The sequence below is a fragment of the Streptomyces sp. NPDC058646 genome (genome assembly GCF_042716875.1).
GTDB lineage: Bacteria > Actinomycetota > Actinomycetes > Streptomycetales > Streptomycetaceae > Streptomyces.
The window spans coordinates 256,264-275,201 of sequence record NZ_JBHXRK010000006.1 but is presented as its reverse complement, the minus strand read 5'-3'; the positions used below and the strand labels follow the sequence as shown (position 1 = coordinate 275,201).

Annotated in this window: 13 protein-coding genes and 2 pseudogenes; 8 read left to right on the top strand and 7 right to left on the bottom strand. The window is 70.3% G+C overall.

Going from position 1 to position 18,938, the window contains the following annotated elements; genetic code table 11:
* Positions 1-182: 182 nt before the first annotated feature.
* On the bottom strand, positions 183-845 hold the full coding sequence (locus tag ACFWUZ_RS10460; RefSeq protein ID WP_030765850.1) for a TrkA family potassium uptake protein: 663 nt from the start codon (positions 843-845) through the stop codon (positions 183-185).
* Complete coding sequence (locus ACFWUZ_RS10455) at positions 842-1,510, bottom strand: potassium channel family protein (RefSeq protein ID WP_384370297.1); 669 nt, start codon at positions 1,508-1,510, stop codon at positions 842-844. Before ACFWUZ_RS10455 ends, ACFWUZ_RS10460 begins: the two co-directional genes overlap by 4 nt.
* Before the next feature lie 207 nt (positions 1,511-1,717).
* Here ACFWUZ_RS10455 and ACFWUZ_RS10450 point away from each other — a divergent pair, with 207 nt between their 5' ends.
* The 8 genes and pseudogenes from ACFWUZ_RS10450 to ACFWUZ_RS10415 all read left to right on the top strand — a co-directional run.
* Positions 1,718-3,793 carry an APC family permease gene (locus ACFWUZ_RS10450; protein ID WP_384370294.1) on the top strand — a complete coding sequence of 692 codons (2,076 nt, stop codon included), beginning with the start codon at positions 1,718-1,720 and terminating at the stop codon, positions 3,791-3,793.
* A 94-nt stretch (positions 3,794-3,887) separates the two neighbouring features.
* Positions 3,888-5,225 carry a class I SAM-dependent RNA methyltransferase gene (locus ACFWUZ_RS10445; protein WP_384370291.1) on the top strand — a complete coding sequence of 446 codons (1,338 nt, stop codon included), beginning with the start codon at positions 3,888-3,890 and terminating at the stop codon, positions 5,223-5,225.
* A 1,276-nt stretch (positions 5,226-6,501) separates the two neighbouring features.
* A pseudogene (locus tag ACFWUZ_RS10440) lies at positions 6,502-6,716 on the top strand (hypothetical protein); the annotation flags it as partial.
* A 1,020-nt stretch (positions 6,717-7,736) separates the two neighbouring features.
* On the top strand, positions 7,737-8,030 hold the full coding sequence (locus ACFWUZ_RS10435) for a hypothetical protein (protein ID WP_384370288.1): 294 nt from the start codon (positions 7,737-7,739) through the stop codon (positions 8,028-8,030).
* Positions 8,031-8,257: 227 nt separating this feature from the next.
* Entirely contained in the window at positions 8,258-8,620 is a 363-nt protein-coding gene (locus tag ACFWUZ_RS10430; protein ID WP_384370285.1) for a hypothetical protein, read from the top strand.
* Positions 8,621-8,977: 357 nt separating this feature from the next.
* Entirely contained in the window at positions 8,978-9,847 is an 870-nt protein-coding gene (locus ACFWUZ_RS10425; protein ID WP_384370282.1) for a papain-like cysteine protease family protein, read from the top strand.
* Positions 9,848-9,861: 14 nt separating this feature from the next.
* Positions 9,862-10,797 (top strand): hypothetical protein, encoded by a 936-nt coding sequence (locus ACFWUZ_RS10420; protein WP_384370279.1) that lies wholly within the window; start codon positions 9,862-9,864, stop codon positions 10,795-10,797.
* Between the two features lie 606 nt (positions 10,798-11,403).
* Positions 11,404-11,680: pseudogene (locus tag ACFWUZ_RS10415) on the top strand (transporter); the annotation flags it as partial.
* A gap of 393 nt (positions 11,681-12,073) precedes the next feature.
* On the opposite strand, the gene ACFWUZ_RS10410 reads toward ACFWUZ_RS10415, so the two are convergent.
* From ACFWUZ_RS10410 to blsE, 5 genes are all read right to left on the bottom strand, one after another.
* On the bottom strand, positions 12,074-13,693 hold the full coding sequence (locus ACFWUZ_RS10410; protein ID WP_384370276.1) for an ABC-F family ATP-binding cassette domain-containing protein: 1,620 nt from the start codon (positions 13,691-13,693) through the stop codon (positions 12,074-12,076).
* A 657-nt stretch (positions 13,694-14,350) separates the two neighbouring features.
* A complete protein-coding gene (locus ACFWUZ_RS10405; protein WP_384370273.1) occupies positions 14,351-15,673 on the bottom strand; it encodes an MFS transporter in 1,323 nt (440 codons plus the stop codon).
* A gap of 70 nt (positions 15,674-15,743) precedes the next feature.
* Positions 15,744-16,907: a DegT/DnrJ/EryC1/StrS family aminotransferase gene (locus tag ACFWUZ_RS10400; RefSeq protein ID WP_384370270.1), complete on the bottom strand. Its 1,164-nt coding sequence runs from the start codon at positions 16,905-16,907 to the stop codon at positions 15,744-15,746.
* Positions 16,908-16,959: 52 nt separating this feature from the next.
* Positions 16,960-17,886, bottom strand: coding sequence for a CGA synthase-related protein (gene blsF, locus ACFWUZ_RS10395; RefSeq protein ID WP_384370266.1), 927 nt, complete (start codon positions 17,884-17,886; stop codon positions 16,960-16,962).
* Between the two features lie 55 nt (positions 17,887-17,941).
* A complete protein-coding gene (blsE, locus tag ACFWUZ_RS10390) occupies positions 17,942-18,934 on the bottom strand; it encodes a cytosylglucuronate decarboxylase (RefSeq protein WP_384370263.1) in 993 nt (330 codons plus the stop codon).
* Positions 18,935-18,938 lie beyond the last annotated feature (4 nt).

Genomic DNA, 18,938 nt, shown 5'->3' with positions numbered 1-18,938 from the left:
TCCGGGGCCGCGGGGGGGCCCCTAAGCGGGGGGGGGGGGGCCGGGGGCCCCCCCCCCCCCCCCCCCCCCCCCCCGGGGGGGGGGGGGGGGGGGGGGGGGGGGCCCCGGGGGGCCCCCCCCCCCCCCCTCCTTCGTCCCGGTGTGCCCGCGTGGACTGCGGGCCGAGCCGGCGGGCCCGGAGCCTAGCGGCGGGCCTGGAGGAGGTCCTCCAGCTGCTCCTCGCGGGCCTGGGCGGCCACGAAGAGCAGCTCGTCACCCGGCTCCAGGGTCTCCTCCCCGTGCGGGGTGAGGACCCGGTTGCCGCGGATGATCGTGACCAGCGAGGTGTCCTCGGGCCAGCTGATGTCGCCGATCTGGGTGCCGGCGACCGAGGAGTCGGCCGGCAGGGTCAGCTCGACCAGGTTGGCGTCGCCGTGGCTGAAGCGCAGCAGCCGTACGAGGTCGCCGACGCTGACGGCCTCCTCGACCAGGGCCGACATCAGACGCGGCGTGGAGACGGCCACGTCGACGCCCCAGGACTCGTTGAAGAGCCACTCGTTCTTCGGGTTGTTGACGCGGGCCACGACGCGCGGGACCCCGTACTCGGTCTTGGCGAGGAGCGAGACGACGAGGTTGACCTTGTCGTCGCCCGTCGCCGCGATGACCACGTTGCAGCGCTGGAGCGCGGCCTCGTCCAGCGAGGTGATCTCGCAGGCGTCGGCCAGCAGCCACTCGGCCTGCGGCACCCGCTCGACCGAGATGGCGGTCGGCGCCTTGTCGACCAGGAGCACTTCGTGCCCGTTCTCCAGCAGCTCGCCCGCGATGGAGCGGCCCACCGCGCCTGCCCCGGCGATAGCGACTCTCATGCGTGTGCCTCCTCGGGGCCTTCGGCGAAGGCCTCCTCTACCTTGTCGATCTCGTCCGTGCGCATCATCACGTGGACGAGGTCGCCCTCCTGCAGGACCGTCGCCGACGACGGGAGGATGGCCTCGCCCAGCCGGGTGAGGAAGGCGACCCGTACGCCGGTCTCCTCCTGCAGCTTGCTGATCCGGTGGCCGACCCAGGCGGTGGAGGTGTGCACCTCGGCGAGCTGGACCGCCCCGCTGGGGTCGCGCCACAGCGGCTCCGCGCCGGACGGCAGCAGCCGGCGCAGCATCTGGTCGGCGGTCCACCGCACGGTGGCCACGGTGGGGATGCCCAGGCGCTGGTAGACCTCGGCGCGCTTGGGGTCGTAGATGCGGGCGGCGACGTTCTCGACGCCGAACATCTCCCGGGCCACCCGGGCGGCGATGATGTTGGAATTGTCACCACTGCTGACCGCGGCGAAGGCTCCCGCCTCCTCGATCCCGGCCTCGCGCAGGGTGTCCTGGTCGAAGCCCACCCCGGTGACGCGGCGGCCGCCGAATCCGGCACCCAGCCGACGGAATGAGGTGGGGTCCTGATCGACCACGGCGACCGTGTGCCCCTGCTGTTCCAGGGTCTGCGCGAGGGCAGAACCCACTCTTCCGCAGCCCATAATGACGATGTGCACGGCCGTCCTTCCGGCTGTCAGCGCTTGCTGGTTTCCAGCCTCATTGCATGCTCTGGCTTCACAGGGTCTCAGACCACGGCCCAAGCTACACACGGGCGGTCACACGTGTGAGGCGTTGCGGTGCAGTCGGGGACGAATTGCGGCGGGAGTGTGCGGGGAGGGGGTCGGGGTTCGCCGGTCCCATTTCGAACGCTTACGATCCTCTGCGTGTCCAAACTGACCGACGTGCCCAAACGGATCCTGATCGGCCGGGCGCTGCGCAGCGACCGCCTAGGGGAAACCCTTCTTCCCAAGCGGATCGCGCTGCCCGTCTTCGCGTCCGACCCGCTCTCCTCGGTGGCATATGCCCCCGGCGAGGTCCTGCTGGTCCTGTCGATCGCGGGTGTGTCGGCGTACCAGTTCAGCCCCTGGATCGCCGCTGCGGTCGTCGTGCTGATGTTCACGGTCGTCGCCTCCTACCGGCAGAACGTCCACGCCTACCCGAGCGGCGGCGGTGACTACGAGGTCGCCAACACCAACCTCGGCCCCAGGGCCGGCCTCACCGTCGCCAGCGCCCTGCTCGTCGACTACGTCCTCACCGTCGCCGTCTCGATCTCCTCCGGAGTCGAGAACCTCGGCTCCGCCGTGCACTTCGTCATCGAGCACAAGGTGCTCTCGGCGATGGTCATGATCCTGCTCCTCACGCTGATGAACCTGCGCGGGGTGAAGGAGTCCGGGAAGCTCTTCGCCATCCCGACCTACGTCTTCGTCGGCGCCGTCTTCGCCATGATCGCCTGGGGCGCCTACAAGGGCCTCGTCCTCGGCGACACCATGAAGGCCCCCACCGCGGACCTGGAGATCAAACCCGAGCACCAGGGGCTGGCCGGCTTCGCGCTGGTCTTCCTGCTGCTGCGGGCCTTCTCCTCCGGCTGCGCCGCCCTGACCGGCGTCGAGGCCATCAGCAACGGCGTACCCGCCTTCCGCAAGCCCAAGAGCAAGAACGCGGCCAGCACCCTCGCCCTCATGGGCGGCCTGGCCGTGACCATGTTCTGCGGCATCATCGGCCTGGCCATGGCCACCGACGTGAAGATGGCCGAGAAGCCGGCCACCGACCTGCTGCGCAACGGCACGCCGGTCGGCGACGACTACGTCCAGCACCCCGTGATCTCCCAGGTCGGCGAAGCCGTCTTCGGCGACGGCAGCATCCTCTTCATCCTGCTCGCCGCCGCCACCGCGCTGGTCCTGTTCCTGGCCGCCAACACCGCGTACAACGGCTTCCCGCTGCTCGGCTCGATCCTCGCCCAGGACCGCTACCTGCCGCGCCAGCTGCACACCCGCGGCGACCGGCTCGCCTTCTCCAACGGCATCGTGCTGCTCGCCGGCGCGGCCATGCTGCTGGTGTGGATCTACGACGCCGACTCGACCAAGCTGATCCAGCTCTACATCGTCGGCGTCTTCGTCTCCTTCACGCTGAGCCAGATCGGCATGGTCCGGCACTGGAACCGGCACCTGAGGACCGAGCGCAAGCCGTCGGCGCGCCGCCGCATGCACCGCTCGCGCGCCATCAACACCTTCGGTGCCTTCTTCACCGGCATGGTGCTGGTGATCGTCCTCGCCACCAAGTTCACCCACGGTGCCTGGGTCGCCCTGCTCGGCATGGTGATCTTCTACGGCACGATGTCCGCGATCCGGAAGCACTACGACCGGGTCTCCGCCGAGATCGCCGCCGCCGAAGGCCCCAGCGACGACAGCGTGCGCCCCTCCCGGGTCCACTCGATCGTCCTCGTCTCCAAGGTCCACAAGCCCACCCTGCGCGCCCTGGCCTTCGCCAAGCTGACCCGCTCCGACACCCTCGAGGCGCTCAGCATCAGCGTCGACCCGGAGGAGACCAAGGCCCTGCGCACGGAGTGGGACCGCCGGGGGATCAACGTCCCGCTCAAGATCCTCGACTCCCCCTACCGCGAGATCACCCGCCCGGTGGTGGAGTACGTCAAGGGCCTGCGCAGCGAGAACCCGCGCGACGCCGTCAGCGTGTACATCCCCGAGTACGTCGTGGGCCGCTGGTGGGAACACCTCCTGCACAACCAGAGCGCGCTGCGGCTCAAGGGCCGCCTGCTCTTCACCCCCGGCGTGATGGTCACCTCGGTGCCCTACCAGCTGGAGTCCTCGGAACTCGCCAAGAGGCGGGCGAAGAAGCGGCAGGAGTGGAACGCCCCGGGTGCGGTGCGGCGAGGGCCGGTGGACACGCCCCGGGCGTCCAGGCCGCCGAAGGAGCCCACGGGGAAGGGCACCCCGAAGGGCTGAACGGGTTGGTGAACGGCCGGACGAGATCCACGTAAACTGGTGGGTCGGTCGTCCGGCCGCTTTCCGTTGTTTCAGTTTTTGGAGTCTCCCCACCATGACGAGCGTCGAGCAGAACGAGAAGCAGTCACTGGTCGGGGAGGAGTACGAGGTCGAGGTCGGCCCCGTCGCGCACGGCGGTCACTGCATCGCCCGCACCGACGACGGCCGGGTCCTGTTCGTCCGCCACACCCTGCCGGGCGAGAAGGTCGTCGCCAAGGTCACCGAGGGCGACGCGGACTCCCGCTACCTCCGCGCCGACGCGATCACCGTCCTCGACGCCTCCAAGGACCGCGTCCCGGCCCCCTGCCCGTACGCCGGCCCCGGCAAGTGCGGCGGCTGCGACTGGCAGCACGCCAAGCCCGGCGCCCAGCGCCGGCTCAAGGGCGAGGTCGTCGCCGAGCAGCTGAAGCGGCTCGCCGGCCTCACCCCGGAGGAGGCCGGCTGGGACGGCACCGTCATGCCGGCCGAGGGCGACAAGCTGCCCGCGGGCCAGGTCCCGCAGTGGCGCACCCGGGTCCAGTTCGCCATCGACGAGGACGGCAACGCCGGTCTGCGCAAGCACCGCTCGCACGAGATCGAGCTGGTCGACCACTGCATGATCGCCGCGACCGGCGTCAGCGAACTCGGCATCGAGAAGCAGGACTGGCCCCAGATGGCCTCCGTCGAGGCCATTGCCGCCTCCGGCTCCGGCGACCGCCAGGTCGTCCTCACCCCGCGCCCCGGCGGCCGCCTCCCCCTCGTCGAGCTGGACAAGCCGGTCTCGGTGCTCCGGGTCGAGGAGAAGGACGGCGGGGTCCACCGGGTCCACGGCCGCCCCTTCGTACGGGAGCGCGCGGACGGCCGCACGTACCGGGTCGGCATGGGCGGCTTCTGGCAGGTCCACCCCCAGGCCGCGGACACCCTGATCAAGGCCGTCATGCAGGGCCTGATGCCGCGCAAGGGCGAGATGGCCCTCGACCTCTACTGCGGCGTCGGCATCTTCGCGGGCGCGCTGGCGGAGCGGCTCGGCGAGACGGGCGCGGTGCTCGGCATCGAGTCGACGAAGCGCGCGGTCGAGGACGCCCGGCACAACCTGGCGGACTTCCCGCGGGTCCGTGTCGAGCAGGGCAAGGTCGAGCAGATCCTGCCGAAGACCGGCATCACCGAATGCGACCTGGTCGTCCTGGACCCGCCCCGCGCGGGCGCGGGCAAGCAGACGGTCCGCCACATCGCCGGCCTCAGCGCCCGCCGCATCGCGTACGTGGCCTGCGACCCGGCAGCCCTGGCCCGCGACCTCGGCTACTTCAAGGACAACGGCTACAAGATCCGCACCCTGCGCGTCTTCGACCTCTTCCCGATGACGCATCATGTGGAGTGCGTGGCGATCCTGGAGCCGGTGACGAAGGGCGCCTGACCTGCGATTTTGTTAGTGCGCATGATGTGCGCTGTGGGCGTTACGGGCGATATCTTGACCCTGAAATGACGCTCATTTGACGCCCGTTCTGACGTGGTGGCAGGACTGTGATCGTGCAGGTCGGGCTGGGTGCTGAGCTCGGTTTGTGCGGTCTGGCTTTGCGGAGACTTGAAGAAGATCGGTCCGTTCCGCCGTCGCTGGTTGTGGCGGCGAGCGCGCTGCCAGGTGTGGCAGCGAGGCCGGCAGCCGGCAGAGTGGGTGCTCAGTAGCTGGGTCCGTAGGGGCTCAAGCCATGCAGGAACGGCTTGAGGTCCTCGGCCCCGGGCTCGGCAATTCCGGCATCAGCGGTGAACCGTTGAGTGGATTCAGTCGTTGTGCGTCGCCCTCGGCCCAGGTGATCCACGCCTCGGCTTCGTCTTTGGCCGGTCCGAGCGGCAGACTCTCCGCGTGGAGTCGGAGTGCGCCGAGGTACTCGACAAGACCCGCTGCGCGCCTCCACGCCGCGTTCTGTGCTTCAAGGTGGCGGGCGCGGTATGCCTCTGCGTATTCGGCCGTGGCCTGACGCTTTCACGGCTTCCCATCGCATGCGCTTCTGCTGGGCCTCCTCCAGGTCACCCAGACGCTTGCGTTCGGCTGCCTGCCCGCGGAGGCCGACCTCAGCCCATCACCTAACGGTATACGGCGAGCCTCTCCCTTTGAAGGGCCGGTCGGACGCGACCCAGAAAGGTCCCGGCCGCCTCACGGCCGGGGCCGTCACGGTGACGGTGGCCGTGGCCAGGGGCCGCGGGCCGGACGTCGGCAACCCGGATGAGCCTGCGGTCGGGCTGCCTCAATGTCTGGTGTGCCTCGCCCTGGTGGCACCAGGAGAAAGCCGCATCCGGCCGCTGTCGAGGTCCGTTCCGAGCGGCAAACTAGCGTCACGTTTGCGCACGCAGCACCCATAGCGCACATCACATACGTCACGAAGTCAGTCCTGCATGGCTCTGACCTGCGATTGCTTTCTACCTGTTTTCGTTCCATCTGTTTCTGACAACAAACCCATCATGTCGAGTGCGTCGCGCTCCTTGAACTGACTGCAAAGGGCTTCTGACCTGCGGTTCAGGGCAGTGTGCATGCTGGGCGGCGCGGGCGTTGAGGGCGATGGATCGACGCTCGTGACGCACGTTTGACGCACCCCCGGCGCATTTCCTGACGGATCATGAGCACGGAAGAGCCGCCTCCCGCACCAGGGCTACGCCTGGCATGGCAGGCGGCCTTCTCTGCCGGTCGGCGGTCCATGGTCCTCGCCCGCATCCCGGCTTCCCGCCTGAAGCCGTTCAACACGAAGGGCGGCGTGACCGAGGTCGTGCCACGTCTGACAGAGGTCGAGGCGGATGTGCAGGACCTCGTCGAGGCCCACAGCGAAACGATGGCCGGGGCCGATCCCTGGCAAGCGAGTACAGCACTGGGCCGGTGCACGGCGGGCGTATCGACTCGCTACCGCTATCGGACCCAGACGACGACAGTCGGGCCGGCGCGGGCTGCCGCGGCTACGGCACCCAATGGCAGTTCTCCCGAGCACTACTCACGGGTGAACGTATCCGCGGCGGGCGACCAGTACTAGAGCGCGATGGCGTCGAGCGGTTTGCCTCGGCGATCCGCCAACTCGTCCGCCAAGCCCCGGCCTCGTCATCGCGAAGGCGCTCGGCCACCACGACAAGACTGCCACCAGGCTGGTGACCGAAACTGGCGGAACCTGAGCCTCGCTTGCCCTCGACGTGGACGAAGTGGAGTTCGGTGCCGTTCCCGATGGCGTTCGGAACGTCCGAACAGCCCACCAGTGATCTCCGACTGATCGTGAGCCTCCTCGACATGGGTCAAGGGCGTCGTTGTGATGCCCGGTGACGACCCATCCCTCGGCGGCCTTGAGGTTCGCGACTCCTGAATACGCGGGCCTACCGGTCCCAAGGCCGAGCTAGGACTTCAGGGCTGACACACGGCCCGGCTCACGCCGATCACCCGTGCCGGGGGCGGGAGAGCGATGGGATGTGAGGCGACGATCAGGGCATAGGGGGCAGTTCGGACCCGTGGCTGTGCGACCCGCCGACAGTCGGCCCCGTCGCGCATCAAGGCCTTCGCGCCGCCGAGTCGTCGCCCTCGGGCGGAGCCAGGGATTCCTTACCGCTCGTAACAGGGGGAATTCGTCCAGTAGTAATTAGGTGAATCGCTGACTGAATTTCCGTCAGCAAGCCTCACTCGATTATCTCGATTCCATAACGACATAACGGAGATGGCCTGGACCTTTTCGCGTCTACAGGTGCAACTACCTTGATCCTAAGGTTAATTGATAGATCATCAGATATAACCCCCAAGGTAACAGTCGGATATCTCGAAGCCCATTCCCGTTTGTCCGAATTCTCCATCGCACCCGTCTGGCAGGCTTCCGTGCACCCACTCCTCCGGCCAGGAATTGAGGTGCGCATGACGGGTTACCGTCGAAAGAAACGTCAACACCGGCGCAAACCGCGCCGGTTGATACTCCTCTCCGCCGCCACTGCGTCGGCCGCGGCATCAGCGGGTGGCATCGCCTACTTCGGGCTCGGCGACAATGCCCAGGCGGGGACCGCCGCTCAGGCCGACGCCGCCGCGGACGTCCTCGCACCGGCTGCCGCGCCGAAGGCCGTGGTTTCCGATCCGGCCCGCCCGGCGAGCGGCGGATACGCCCTCACCGCGAGCAACCGCCCGTACTACGACGCTCGGCTGCTCGACCTCCAGCGCGCCGACGGGCGCGCAACGCAGGTCTGGACGGTCCAGAAGGTCGGCTGACCTTCGACCGTCTGATCGACCGACGGCGGCCGGCCACCTTCCCCATGCGGCCGGCCGCCGGCTCCCCCACCGCCCCTCGCATCCCCACCGCACCAGGGAGCACCACAACGATGCGTACACGGCACAGCCCCCCCGGCACGTACCGGACTCGGGGTCCTGTTCCTCCTCCTCGCCAGGCCCTGGCCCTGGCGACCCCGACCCAGGCCCACGGCGACACCGTCAAAGTCATGATCACCGGGCAGCGGGAAGGCCACCTCACCACCGACATCACCGGGGAGAACGACGGGGACGCCATCGAGGAGGCGGTCGCCGCCACGGTGGACGCGACCAGCGCGGACGGCACCCGCACCGCGGGCCCCTGGAAGCTGGTCCGGGATTGCGGCACGCGCACCGGCTGGAGCACGGCAGAGGTCCTGCCTGCCGGCACCTGGAAGGTGCACGTCCACATCGGGTTCCCCTCCCGCGGACACGCCGAACGCGAGGTCTCCGTACCGGTCGCCGACCCGGCACCGCCCCAGCACTTCCGCCGCGCCCACCGCACCCGTTCCTGTTCCTGCGAGCCTTCCGGCCGTAGCCGTGCCCTCGGCTGACGCATCCGCCCGGCCGGCCCCGGCCGGCGACGGGAGCACCTTCTCCTGGACAACGACGGGCTTGACCATGGCCGCCCTCGCCGGGGCCGCTTCCGGGATGCTGCTGGTCCGCCGGGCCCGAGCCCGCAGGCAGCCGCGGGGCGACGGGCGAAGCGGTCCGTAACCAGCGCGTCGTGTGAGCCCCAACATCGTGGCGGCCGTGAGGTTCCCACGCCGTTCCGTTCGGCGCCAACCGGCTGACTGCCCGGCATCCATCGGTATGCCGCCGCCGAGCCAGGCGCCCTACGACATCTGTCGCGCAGACCGGACGACCGGGCTGCCGGGCAGGCCATTCCCGTATCTTTCAGATCAAGGAGCATGATGCACAAACGTCGCGCGTCCCGCCGGCAGAAAGCGCTGACAGCCGCGATCACCGCCGCACTCTCCGGCGGTCTGCTGTTCGGCTTCAATACCCTCGCCCAGGCCGATGTGGTCAGCGGCACGGTCATCGGCGGGCAGGGCAACTACAAGACCGTCAACCACCGGGCCAAGCCGTCCCTCTCGGCCCAGTTGAAGGGCTCCTCGAAGGTAGGCGCCAAGATCCAGATGTCCTGCCGGACCACCGGCGACACCGTGGAGAACAACCCGCGGTGGATCTACACCGGCTCGTACTACATCGCCGACGCCTTCATCAGGGAAAACACCACCCCCCTGCCGATCTGCGGTTCGAGCCCGAACCCGAAACCCACCCCCACTCGTCCCCCCACGACCGCGAAGACACTGCCGATCGACATGCAGAAGCAGGTCAGGACCCAGTGGTGCTGGGACGCCTCCGGCGTGACCATCGCCAAACACTGGGGCCGATCCGTCAGCCAGGAGCAGTTCTGCCAGCTCGCCGCCCAGGGAACCTGGGTGGACTGCAACAACCAGCCCGCGACGCTGGAGGACATGGCCAATGGCCTGGCCAGGCTGGGACTGAGGAACAGCGGCCGCAGTCTGTACCGCAACGCCTCGTTCGGCGAGTCCGCCGCCGAGATCGACGCAGGCCGGCCGTTCGCCGTGCGCTTCGGCTGGCGCACCGGCGGCGGTCACATGAACGTCATCTACGGCTACGACAGCGCCACCAACATGATCGCGGTCGGCGACCCGTGGCAGACCACCCAGACCTACACCTGGTGGAACCACTCCACTTACGCGAACAACAACTCGTTCCAGTGGACCCACTCCCGCATCGGCATCCAGGGCTGAGGAGCAGACCGACCATGCAGACCACGCGACACCCCAAGCAGGTGGTAGTCCGGGCCGCCGTCCTCGCCACGACGGCACTCGCCGCCGCCCTGAGCGCAATCGTTCCCGCACAGGCCGCGGAGGGCGACGGCATCGCCGGCTACCAGTCCGCCCAGCAAGCCCTCCGGAGCGACCAACTCCACGACACCGTCTCCCGCTTCCTGGTCTCGGCCCGACAGCCCCGCACGGCCCCCGCCGCGGACGGCGGCGCCGTCGGTACCCCGGGCAACGCACCCGCGGCGGTCGCCGCGCCGCCCGGGTTCGATCTCAAGAAGGACCCGGTGCCGATGTTCGAGATCAGCCCCGAGTTCGTGACCGGCAAGACCCAGGCAACCCCGCAGACCGCGCTCCGGCTCTCCTACCTGGCCTCCCGGGTGACCGCCTCCGACGGCAAGCACGCCGCCGTACTGCTCGCGCCCAAGGGGAACCCCGCTACGCCGGGAAGCGGCCCGCAGGCCGTCGGTGCCGAAGGCTGGCAGCTGGCCGGCATCCGTGACGGGGACGCCGAGGTCGGCTTCGCCGAGCGCGGTACTCCCCAGGCCCGTACCTTCACCGAGCCGCAGATCCGCGCCTGGTACCGGCTCACCGCCGACGGCATGGTCGAGCCGCTCAACGAGGAGGCGACCACCGGCCTCGGCGGAAAGCGCGGCGTCACCCTCGCCGCCTACCAGAAGCTGGTCACCGCCCGCTACGGCGACAAGATGCCCGGCTCGGAGTACGACCGCAAGGGCCTGGCCGGCGGGTACGCCGGCCTCGCGGAGGACCAGCCGGAACAGGGCGCCGTCGCGTCCGGGACACCGGTCACCGACGAGTCCTGGCAGCCGATCTCCGTCACCGCGGCCGCAGCCCTGGCGGCGATCGGCGGTGCGGTGGTGTACGCGCGCCGCCGGGCGACGGCCGGCGTCCGCTGACCCGACCCCGTGAAGGCCGGGCCCCCTCCGTGCGCAGCCTGACGACTTCCATCGTCGGATACGCATGAGCTCGGGAAGGAGGCCCGATCGTGCGGTCCACGTCGGTAGCGACGTGGACCGCATGCGGTCGTGGACCGCCGCCGGCGCAGGCCCGGACCGGCGACTTCCTTTCACCTGCTTCGGCTTGCACTGTTCCTTGTGACGCACCACGTGGAGTGCGTCGCGATCCTGGAGCCGGTGGCGAAGGGTCCCTGACCTGCGGTTTTGTCAGTGCGCAGGATGTGCGCTGTGGGCGTTACGGGCGATATCTTGACGCTGACATGGCGCTCGTGACGCTCATTCGACGCTCGTCCTGATGAGATGTCAGGTCATTTATGGGCAGATCGCAGACCTCGGACTGCCCTGGCCGAAGGGCCTCGAAGGGTGGAGGGGCGCCGCCGTTCGAGCTCCTTCGCGTAGCCTCGGGACGGGGTTCGGCCTGCTGTGCGAGTCCGTTGCGGTTCTGCCCACACTCCGGTCGGCCGACGGGGTCGAGAGGGCCGAAGGGGTCAATCCGGCTCACTCATGCGCCACGGAGAGCGACCAGGCGGCGGTGGGGCGCCTGCCATGCTGGGCGTTCGGCACCCGGCCCGCGAGTACAGCACCGGGCCGGTGCACGGCGGCCGGATCGACTCGCGGGGCCTGGACGAGAACGGTTCGCACGTCGTGGTCGCATACAAGCGCGGGCGCGACGCCGGCGTGATCACTCAGGCCTTTGCCGCTTGGCGTGGCTGACCGACCACCGGGCCGAGTTCCAGCAGCTGGTCCGCGACCGGCGTGGGGCGGGCGCCGCGTCCCAGGTGCTGTGGAGTAGCCCCGGCTGATCTGTATCGCGGAGGGGTTCAAGGTCAAACGGCTGGCCGACCGCGGCATCCTGACCGAGACCGCGCCAGGCCGCTTGCCCCTGCGATCGCTGTAATCCCGCCTGCGTGCGACAAGCCGTCGGTGCCAACCGGGCAACGTCCCTGGCCTCACGGGAACCAGCTGCGCCCAGCGCCATCCGGGTAGCGGCGAGGACAGCGCTGCGAACCGGAGCCGGTCCGCCTGCTCGTACCGCACCGGGCCCGCAAGTTGCTTACGCAGTACCGCATTCTCCTGCCGGAGCACCAGCAATTCAGCGTCCTTGGCCGCCTCCCCACGCAGCAGCACCGCCGGGGACCGACAACAGCTTCTGCGTCACCCGATACACCAGCGAGACGATCATCTCGGCTGTCTGAACGGCACACGCCTGACTCCGTCAGCGTGCCCGCTCCACGCGGCGCTCGTCCCACACCGGCTCCGGCGTATCGCGTACCCGGCCGTCGCTGCCGAACACCAGGAAGCGGTCGAAGGACCGTGCAAACCAGCGGTCGTGGGTGACCGCCAGGACCGTCCCCTCGTACGCCTCCAGCCCCTCCTGCAGGGCCTCCGCCGACTCCAGGTCCAGGTTGTCGGTCGGCTCGTCCAGCAGCAGGGCGGTGGTTCCCTGCAGTTCCAGCAGCAGGATCTGAAAGCGCGCCTGCTGCCCGCCGGAGAGCCGGTCGAAAGCCTGGTCACCCTGCCGGTCCAATTCGTAGCGGCGGAGCGCCGACATGGCCGCGCCCCGGTCCCGGGCGTGCTCGGTCCACAGGATGTCCACCAGGGTGCGCCCCATCAATTCGGGATGCGCATGTGTCTGGGCGAAATGACCCGGTACCACCCGTGCGCCCAGTGTCACCGTGCCCGTGTGCGTCACGCCCTCCCCGGCCAGCAGCCGCAGGAAGTGCGACTTGCCCGACCCGTTGGAGCCGAGCACCGCCACCCGCTCGCCGTAGAAGATCTCCAGAGAGAAGGGCTGCATCAGCCCGGTCAGCTCCAACTGCTCACAGGTGACGGCCCGTACCCCGGTGCGCCCGCCGTGCAGACGCATCCGGATCTCCTGCTTGCGCGGTGGCTCCGGCGGCGGACCGGCCTCCTCGAACTTGCGCAGCCGGGTCCGCGCCGCCTGGTAACGAGAAGCCATGTCGTCGCTGCGCGCCGCGTACTGCTGCAGGTCCTGCACCAACTTTTTGAGTTGGGCGTGCTTCTCGTCCCAGCGGCGGCGCAGCTCCTGAAACCGGGCGAACCGCTCCTGCCGGGCTTCGTGGAAGGTGCCGAAACCGCCGCCGTGCACCCAGACGTCGGAGCCGGCCGGGCTCGGCTCCACCGCGATGATCCGCTCGGCGGCCCGTGCCAGCAGCTCCCGGTCGTGCGAGACGAACAGCACGGTCTTGCCGGTCTCACCGAGCCGGTCCTCCAGCCACCGTTTGCCCGGTACGTCCAGGTAGTTGTCGGGCTCGTCCAGCAGGAGCACCTCGTCGGGACCGCGCAGCAGCGCCTCCAGGACGAGCCGCTTCTGCTCACCGCCCGAAAGCGTGCGAATCTGACGCCACTGCGCCTTCTCGTACGGCACGCCGAGCGCGGCCATGGTGCACATGTCCCACAGGGTCTCCGCCTCGTAGCCGCGTGCCTCCGCCCAGTCGGCCAGGGCCTGGGCGTACTTCATCTGAGCGGCCTCGTCGTCCACCGTCATGATCAGGTGTTCGGTCGCGTCCACGGCCTGCGCGGCTTGCCGGATGCCCGGCGGCGCCACCGACACCAGCAGGTCGCGGACCGTGCTCTCGTCCCGCACCGAGCCGACGAACTGCCGCATCACCCCGACACCGCCGCTCGACGTGACCGTGCCGCCGTGCGGCTTCAGCTCGCCGGACAGCAGCCGCAGCAGGGTCGTCTTGCCGGCGCCGTTCGCGCCGACCAGGGCCGCCACCGCTCCCTCGCCCACCCGGAATGACACGTCGCCGAGCAGTGTCCGCCCGTCGGGCAGGTAGTACTCGAGGTGAGAGGCCTCTAGATGTCCCATCTTTCCTGTGTCCTTGTCTGCCGTACGGATACGGTCTGGTGCGCCGTCGCGCTGTGGTGCCGGGCGGTTCCCGGACCACGGTGCCAGGCGGGCCCGGTCGACGGCTGCTCATTATTTTTCCGGGCCGCCGCCGGCGGACAGGGGTCCCCGGGGCCGCCGGGGCATCGCCTCCAGGAGCGCCGCGGGCGTCCACGACGGCCAGGCGTCCAGCACGCATGCGCGCGGATGTCGTCGAGCGCGGTGGCCGTGCGGTAACGGGCGCAGGGGATGCCCAGCTCGCGGCAGCGGTCTTTCATCCGCGGCTTGTGGCGCACCCAGGGGACCTGTTCCTGATCCAGGTGCGGCAGCCCGGCGAGTGCGGCGAAGGCCTGCGAGATCTCCTGCAGGGGCTCCTGCGGATGGGCAGAAGTACCGGGGCGGTGGCGACTGCCGCGCCGCCCGGTCCCGATAACGGGCCGCCTCCCGCTCCAGCGGCACCCGTCGGCGACGGTGGAGGACGGCCGGTGCTTCGTGCGTTCGCAGTGGTCCGCCCGCAGGTACGAGGCGCGGCGTTCGAAGCGGAGCAGGGTGACGTCGACGTCCGCCCGGCCGATGACGGAGTCGGTGACACTGCCCGGAGACGTCCGTCGACCAGCAGCAGGGAGGGACGGGGATCGGTCATGCGGAATCCTTGGGCGGGCGCAGGGCGGTGGAGTCGTACCGCTCCGGCTCCGCTGGATCCGGGTGGGTGGGGTCGGGGGCGCCGGCCGGGGCCGTGAACCGGTGGCGTACGGCGAAGGCGCCGACGGCGCCCGTGAGCAGGGCGGCGACTGCGGCGACGAAGGCCGCCCAGGTGCCGTAGGCGCCGACGAGGAGACCGCCGAGCTGAGCGCCGACGGCGGTGCCCACGACGTTCACGGTGATGACCCAGGTGAAGGCCTCGGTGATGGCGCCTGACGGGGCCGTGCGCGCGACGAGTTCGTACTCCACGGCCGTCACCGGGGCGATGATCACGCCGCCGAGGGCGAGGGCCACGCCCATCGACCAGTTGTCCCAGGCGAGCAGGGGCAGCGCGGTGAACCCGGACAGGATGAGCAGGCCGATGGCGAAGGTGCGTTCGGCGGGCCAGTTCCGGGTACGGCTGCCGTACCAGAGCCCGCCGACGACCCCGCCGACGCCCCAGGCACCGAAGATCAGGCCGACGCTGTCCGCGGAGCCGTGTTCCTCGGCAAAGGCGGGCAGGACCAGGTTGAACACGCCCATGGACACGGCCGCGCAGACCAGGATGGCCAGCAGTCGGACCAGGCCCGGCGAGCGCAGCGCGCCCAGCAGATCGCTCTCGGTCTCCTCGGCGCGCCAGTTGCGCGAGGCTTGCGTGGTGGCGAAACCGATGGCCCCCACGCCCGCCAGAACCCCGCCGACGACCAGGGCCGTGGCGGGGGTCCCCCGGAACAGCAGGGCGCTGAGCAGCAGCGGTCCGCCGATGACGAAGACCTCGCTGAGCACCGCCTCCAGGGAGAAGCCCGCCTCCCTGCCGCTGGGCAGCGCGCTCCACAGCGACCGGACACAGCCGCTGATCGGCGGGATCGTGGCGCCCGCGATGCTCGCGCACACCAGCTGCGGGATGCGGGCGTCGGGCGCGGTGCACACGAGGCCGATCAGCGCCAGCGGGTGGACGACACCGGTCAGGAGGAGCAGGGGAGTCTGGCCGTGTACGTCGACGCGGCGGGCGACGACCGGCGCAAGCACCGCACCGCCCAGCGTGTAGCAGGCCAGCAGCAGGCCCGCGGAGCCGTAGCCCGTGCCACGCGAGGTGGCGAACACCACGAGGGCGAGCGTGACCAGGTACAGCGGGAAGCGGCCGACGGTGCTCCACAGCAGTGGGCCGCGCATGGCCTTGTCGCTCAGGACGGTGAGGAACCGGTTCCCGGCGGGCGGGGCCTGGGAGTCGGTTTCGGGGGACGGCTCTTCGGGCCGGCTGTCGGATGCTGCGTGGGTCATGGCATTCTCTCGGTTCTCGTGGGGACGGTCCACGAGGAGGGACGGTCTGCCGGGCGGGGGAAGGTGCCGTTCAGAGCGCGGCAACGACGGCGGCGATCTCCTTGGCCAGCAGGATCTGCTCCGCCTCGTCGGCTTCCGGGGTGAGCGGTATGCACAGGGTGCGGCCCAGCCTGTCGCGAGTTGCGGCGAAACCGTCCCGGCTCAACGGCGCGTAACGGTCTTCGCCGTCGGCCAGGTTCCACGGGAACCCGTCCGCGTACAGTGAGGCGCGGCCCGCCACCACCGGGTGCTCAGGCAGAAGGTACTTGTCCAGGGTCCAGCAGGGCAGCCCCCGTTCCTCCAGCCGCTCCATGGCCCGGTCTCGCAGATGTCGCGACTCCAGCAGCAGCCGCACGCTGGTCTTGACGTCACCGGGGCGCTTGGCGATCACGGTGACGTCCGAGCGCTCGCCGAGCGCCTCCAGCGTCAGGGCGTAGTGCCGCTCCAGAGAGCAGAGGATCTCGTCCAGCCGCCGGAACTGCTGGAGCTGTACGGCGGCCACGGCCTCGTTGGCACACAGGTTCTCGCCGTAGAAAGCGCCGGGGTTCCAGCCCGGGTACTTGCCCTGCTCGCGGGCCGAGCCGTGGTCGGTGTAGGAGCGCATGCTGTCCCAATGGGCGGGGTCGCGGACCACGACCAGGCCGCCCTCGCCGGAGGTGAGGATCTTGGCGTGGTGGAAGCTGAACGTGCCCGCGTAGCCGACGGTCCCGGCGTGCCGCCCGTCCGCGTGGCGTCCGCCCATGGCCTGCGCGGTGTCCTCGATCAGGTACGGCACCCGCGCGGGCAGGTCGACGACGGTGCCCTCCATGTGCGCCACCACCACTCGCTCCGCGTCCGCGGGCAGCAGCGAGGCATCCAGGCCGAACCGTTCGTCGACGTCGACGAGGACCGGAACCAGCCCGCAGGACAGCACGGCACCGGCCACCGCGACGAACGTGACCGCCGGTATGTACACGGGGTCGCCGATCCGCGGTCGGGTGCCCATCAGCGCCACACGCAGGGCCTGTGTGCCGTTCGGCACGGTCAGCGCGCGACCCGCGCCGAGCCGTTCGGCCGCGTACGCCTCCAGCAGGTCGGCGTTGCTCGGCGCGGGAGCGCTGTACCGGAAGAGGACCTTGTTGTCGAGGGACCGGTGCAGTTCGGGGGTGTCCTCCAGGGAGAGGTAGTTGGCGCCGTAGGGGAAGGGACGCAGCATCAGCAGGCTTCCGTTCGAGGTGGGTGGGCAGGGGCTGCGGGGAGAGGCCGCGTCAGAACGGGGCGAGCAGGAGCTGCCGGACCTGACGGGCCACGCGCTGGGCGCCGCGCCGGTCGTCGCCGGCGTGCTCCAGTGCCCGGGAAATGCGGTTCCAGAGCGGGTCGGCACCTCGGACGGCGCGGTCGGCCGAGGTGTCCGGTGCGGCCGCATCGAGCACCTCGACGCCGGTCGCCTCCGTGATCCCGGCGAGCCGACCGGCCTGGTCCGCGTCCAGAGCCGGGAGCAGCAGCAGCGGGACCCGGGCGGCGTGCGCCTGGTTGACGGCAGTCAGCAGGGGCGAGGAGACCAGCAGCGACGCCTCGGCCAGCAGCCGCTCCGTGGCGGCCTCCTCGACCCCTGCGACGGGCAGCGCGCCGGTGTCCTCTCCGGCCGCGGACAGCAGGGCGGACCGCACGGGCAACGGCGCGTCCAGGACCACACCGAGCAGCGGTTTCCCGTCGTACCGTGCCGCTTCCGCGGCGGCGCGCAGGGCCGCACCCGCCCGGGCGACGGCCGCGTGGTCGCCGGGGTGCAGGTCCGGTGTGGACAGCTGGACGACTGCGCCGCGCGCCGCACGCGCCCGGGCGGCCCGGGGCGGGGCGATCGTGCCGACGGTGTGCACGCCCTTGGCGCGCTGCCCGCCCAGCCAGCCGGGCCGGTGCAGGCAGCGGACGGTCGACGGCGGCCAGGTGCCGCCGGGCGGGGGGCCACCGGAGGCGACGAACACAACTGGCACGCCGGAGGCGCTCAGGCGCGCGGCGAGCACATCGTCGTCGCACACCACGGCGGCGTCGGGGGCGGGGCCGGCGTCCGGCTCACCGGTCAGCCCGACTTCGGTGAGGTGGGCGCTGACATGGCGCAGCGCGGCCTGGGACTCCAGCGCGGATCGGGCGGCGGCGAGCACGCGCAGCCGCGGCGGGGCGGTGGTGGGTGAGGACATGGTGGCTCCGGGCGCGGTCGGTTCCAGAGGCGGGCGTGAGGGGAAGGCGGGGCCGTCAGTAGTGCCAGGCCGGTACGGCGCCCATGCGGGCGAGGTCGTCGCTGTAGCCGGCGGCGGTCGCGGAGCAGCCGCCGCACATCGTCGGACCCTGCTGCTTGAAGAGATCCGCGTGGGTGCGGAAGACCGGGCTGTCGAGCATGACCTTGCCGTCGTCGGTGCGCAGCGGCGCGCCGCCGGGGCCCTCGTCCCCCTCCTTGTGCGGAAGGCAACTGCACGAGAACATGCGGCCGTTCTTGCCGTCCAGGTAGATCACGTCGTCGGTGACCAGACACAGCGGCTCCGATGCGCGCGGCGGCAGGGACTCCTCGAAGAAGGCCTTCTGCTCCTCGGGTGTGTCGCCGTAGAAGCGCTTGCCGAGCGGTACGAGCGTGCTGGTCGGGTCGGCGGTGTAGACGGGCTCGCAGACGGCGATGACCTCCTCCGCCGACGGATAGCGGATCTCACGGTCCAGCTTGATCGCGGACAGCTCCCACTGCTGAACGCCGAGGTCGGTCAGTACCCGCTGCAGCTCGGGCATCTGCGCGAAGTTGTGCGGTCCCACGACGGAATTGACGCGCGGGATGATCCCCAACTCCTTTGCCCGGCGCAGCCCTTCCAGACCGTTGTCGAACATGCCGGGAGAGCGGCGGTAGACGTCGTGGGTGGCAGCGGAGGAGCCGTCCAGGCTGACGATCACCTGGGCCAGCCCGGCGTCGGCGAGCCGGTCTACGAAGCGGGGCAGGAACATGCCATTCGTGATCAGCGACATGCGCATGCCGTGCTCCGTGCCCAGGCGCACCAGGTCGACGATGTCCCGGTGCATCAGCGGCTCGCCGCCGGTGAAGCGGACGTAGCCCACCCCCTTCGCCACCGCCTCCGGCAGCAATTCGGCGAAGTCCTCCGGGCTGAACCGGTAGGTGTCCCGGGAAAGGGCGAACTCGCACATGAAACAGTCGGCGTTGCACGCCTCCAGCACACGGATGAACAGATAGCGGTGTCGTTCCTGCATGATC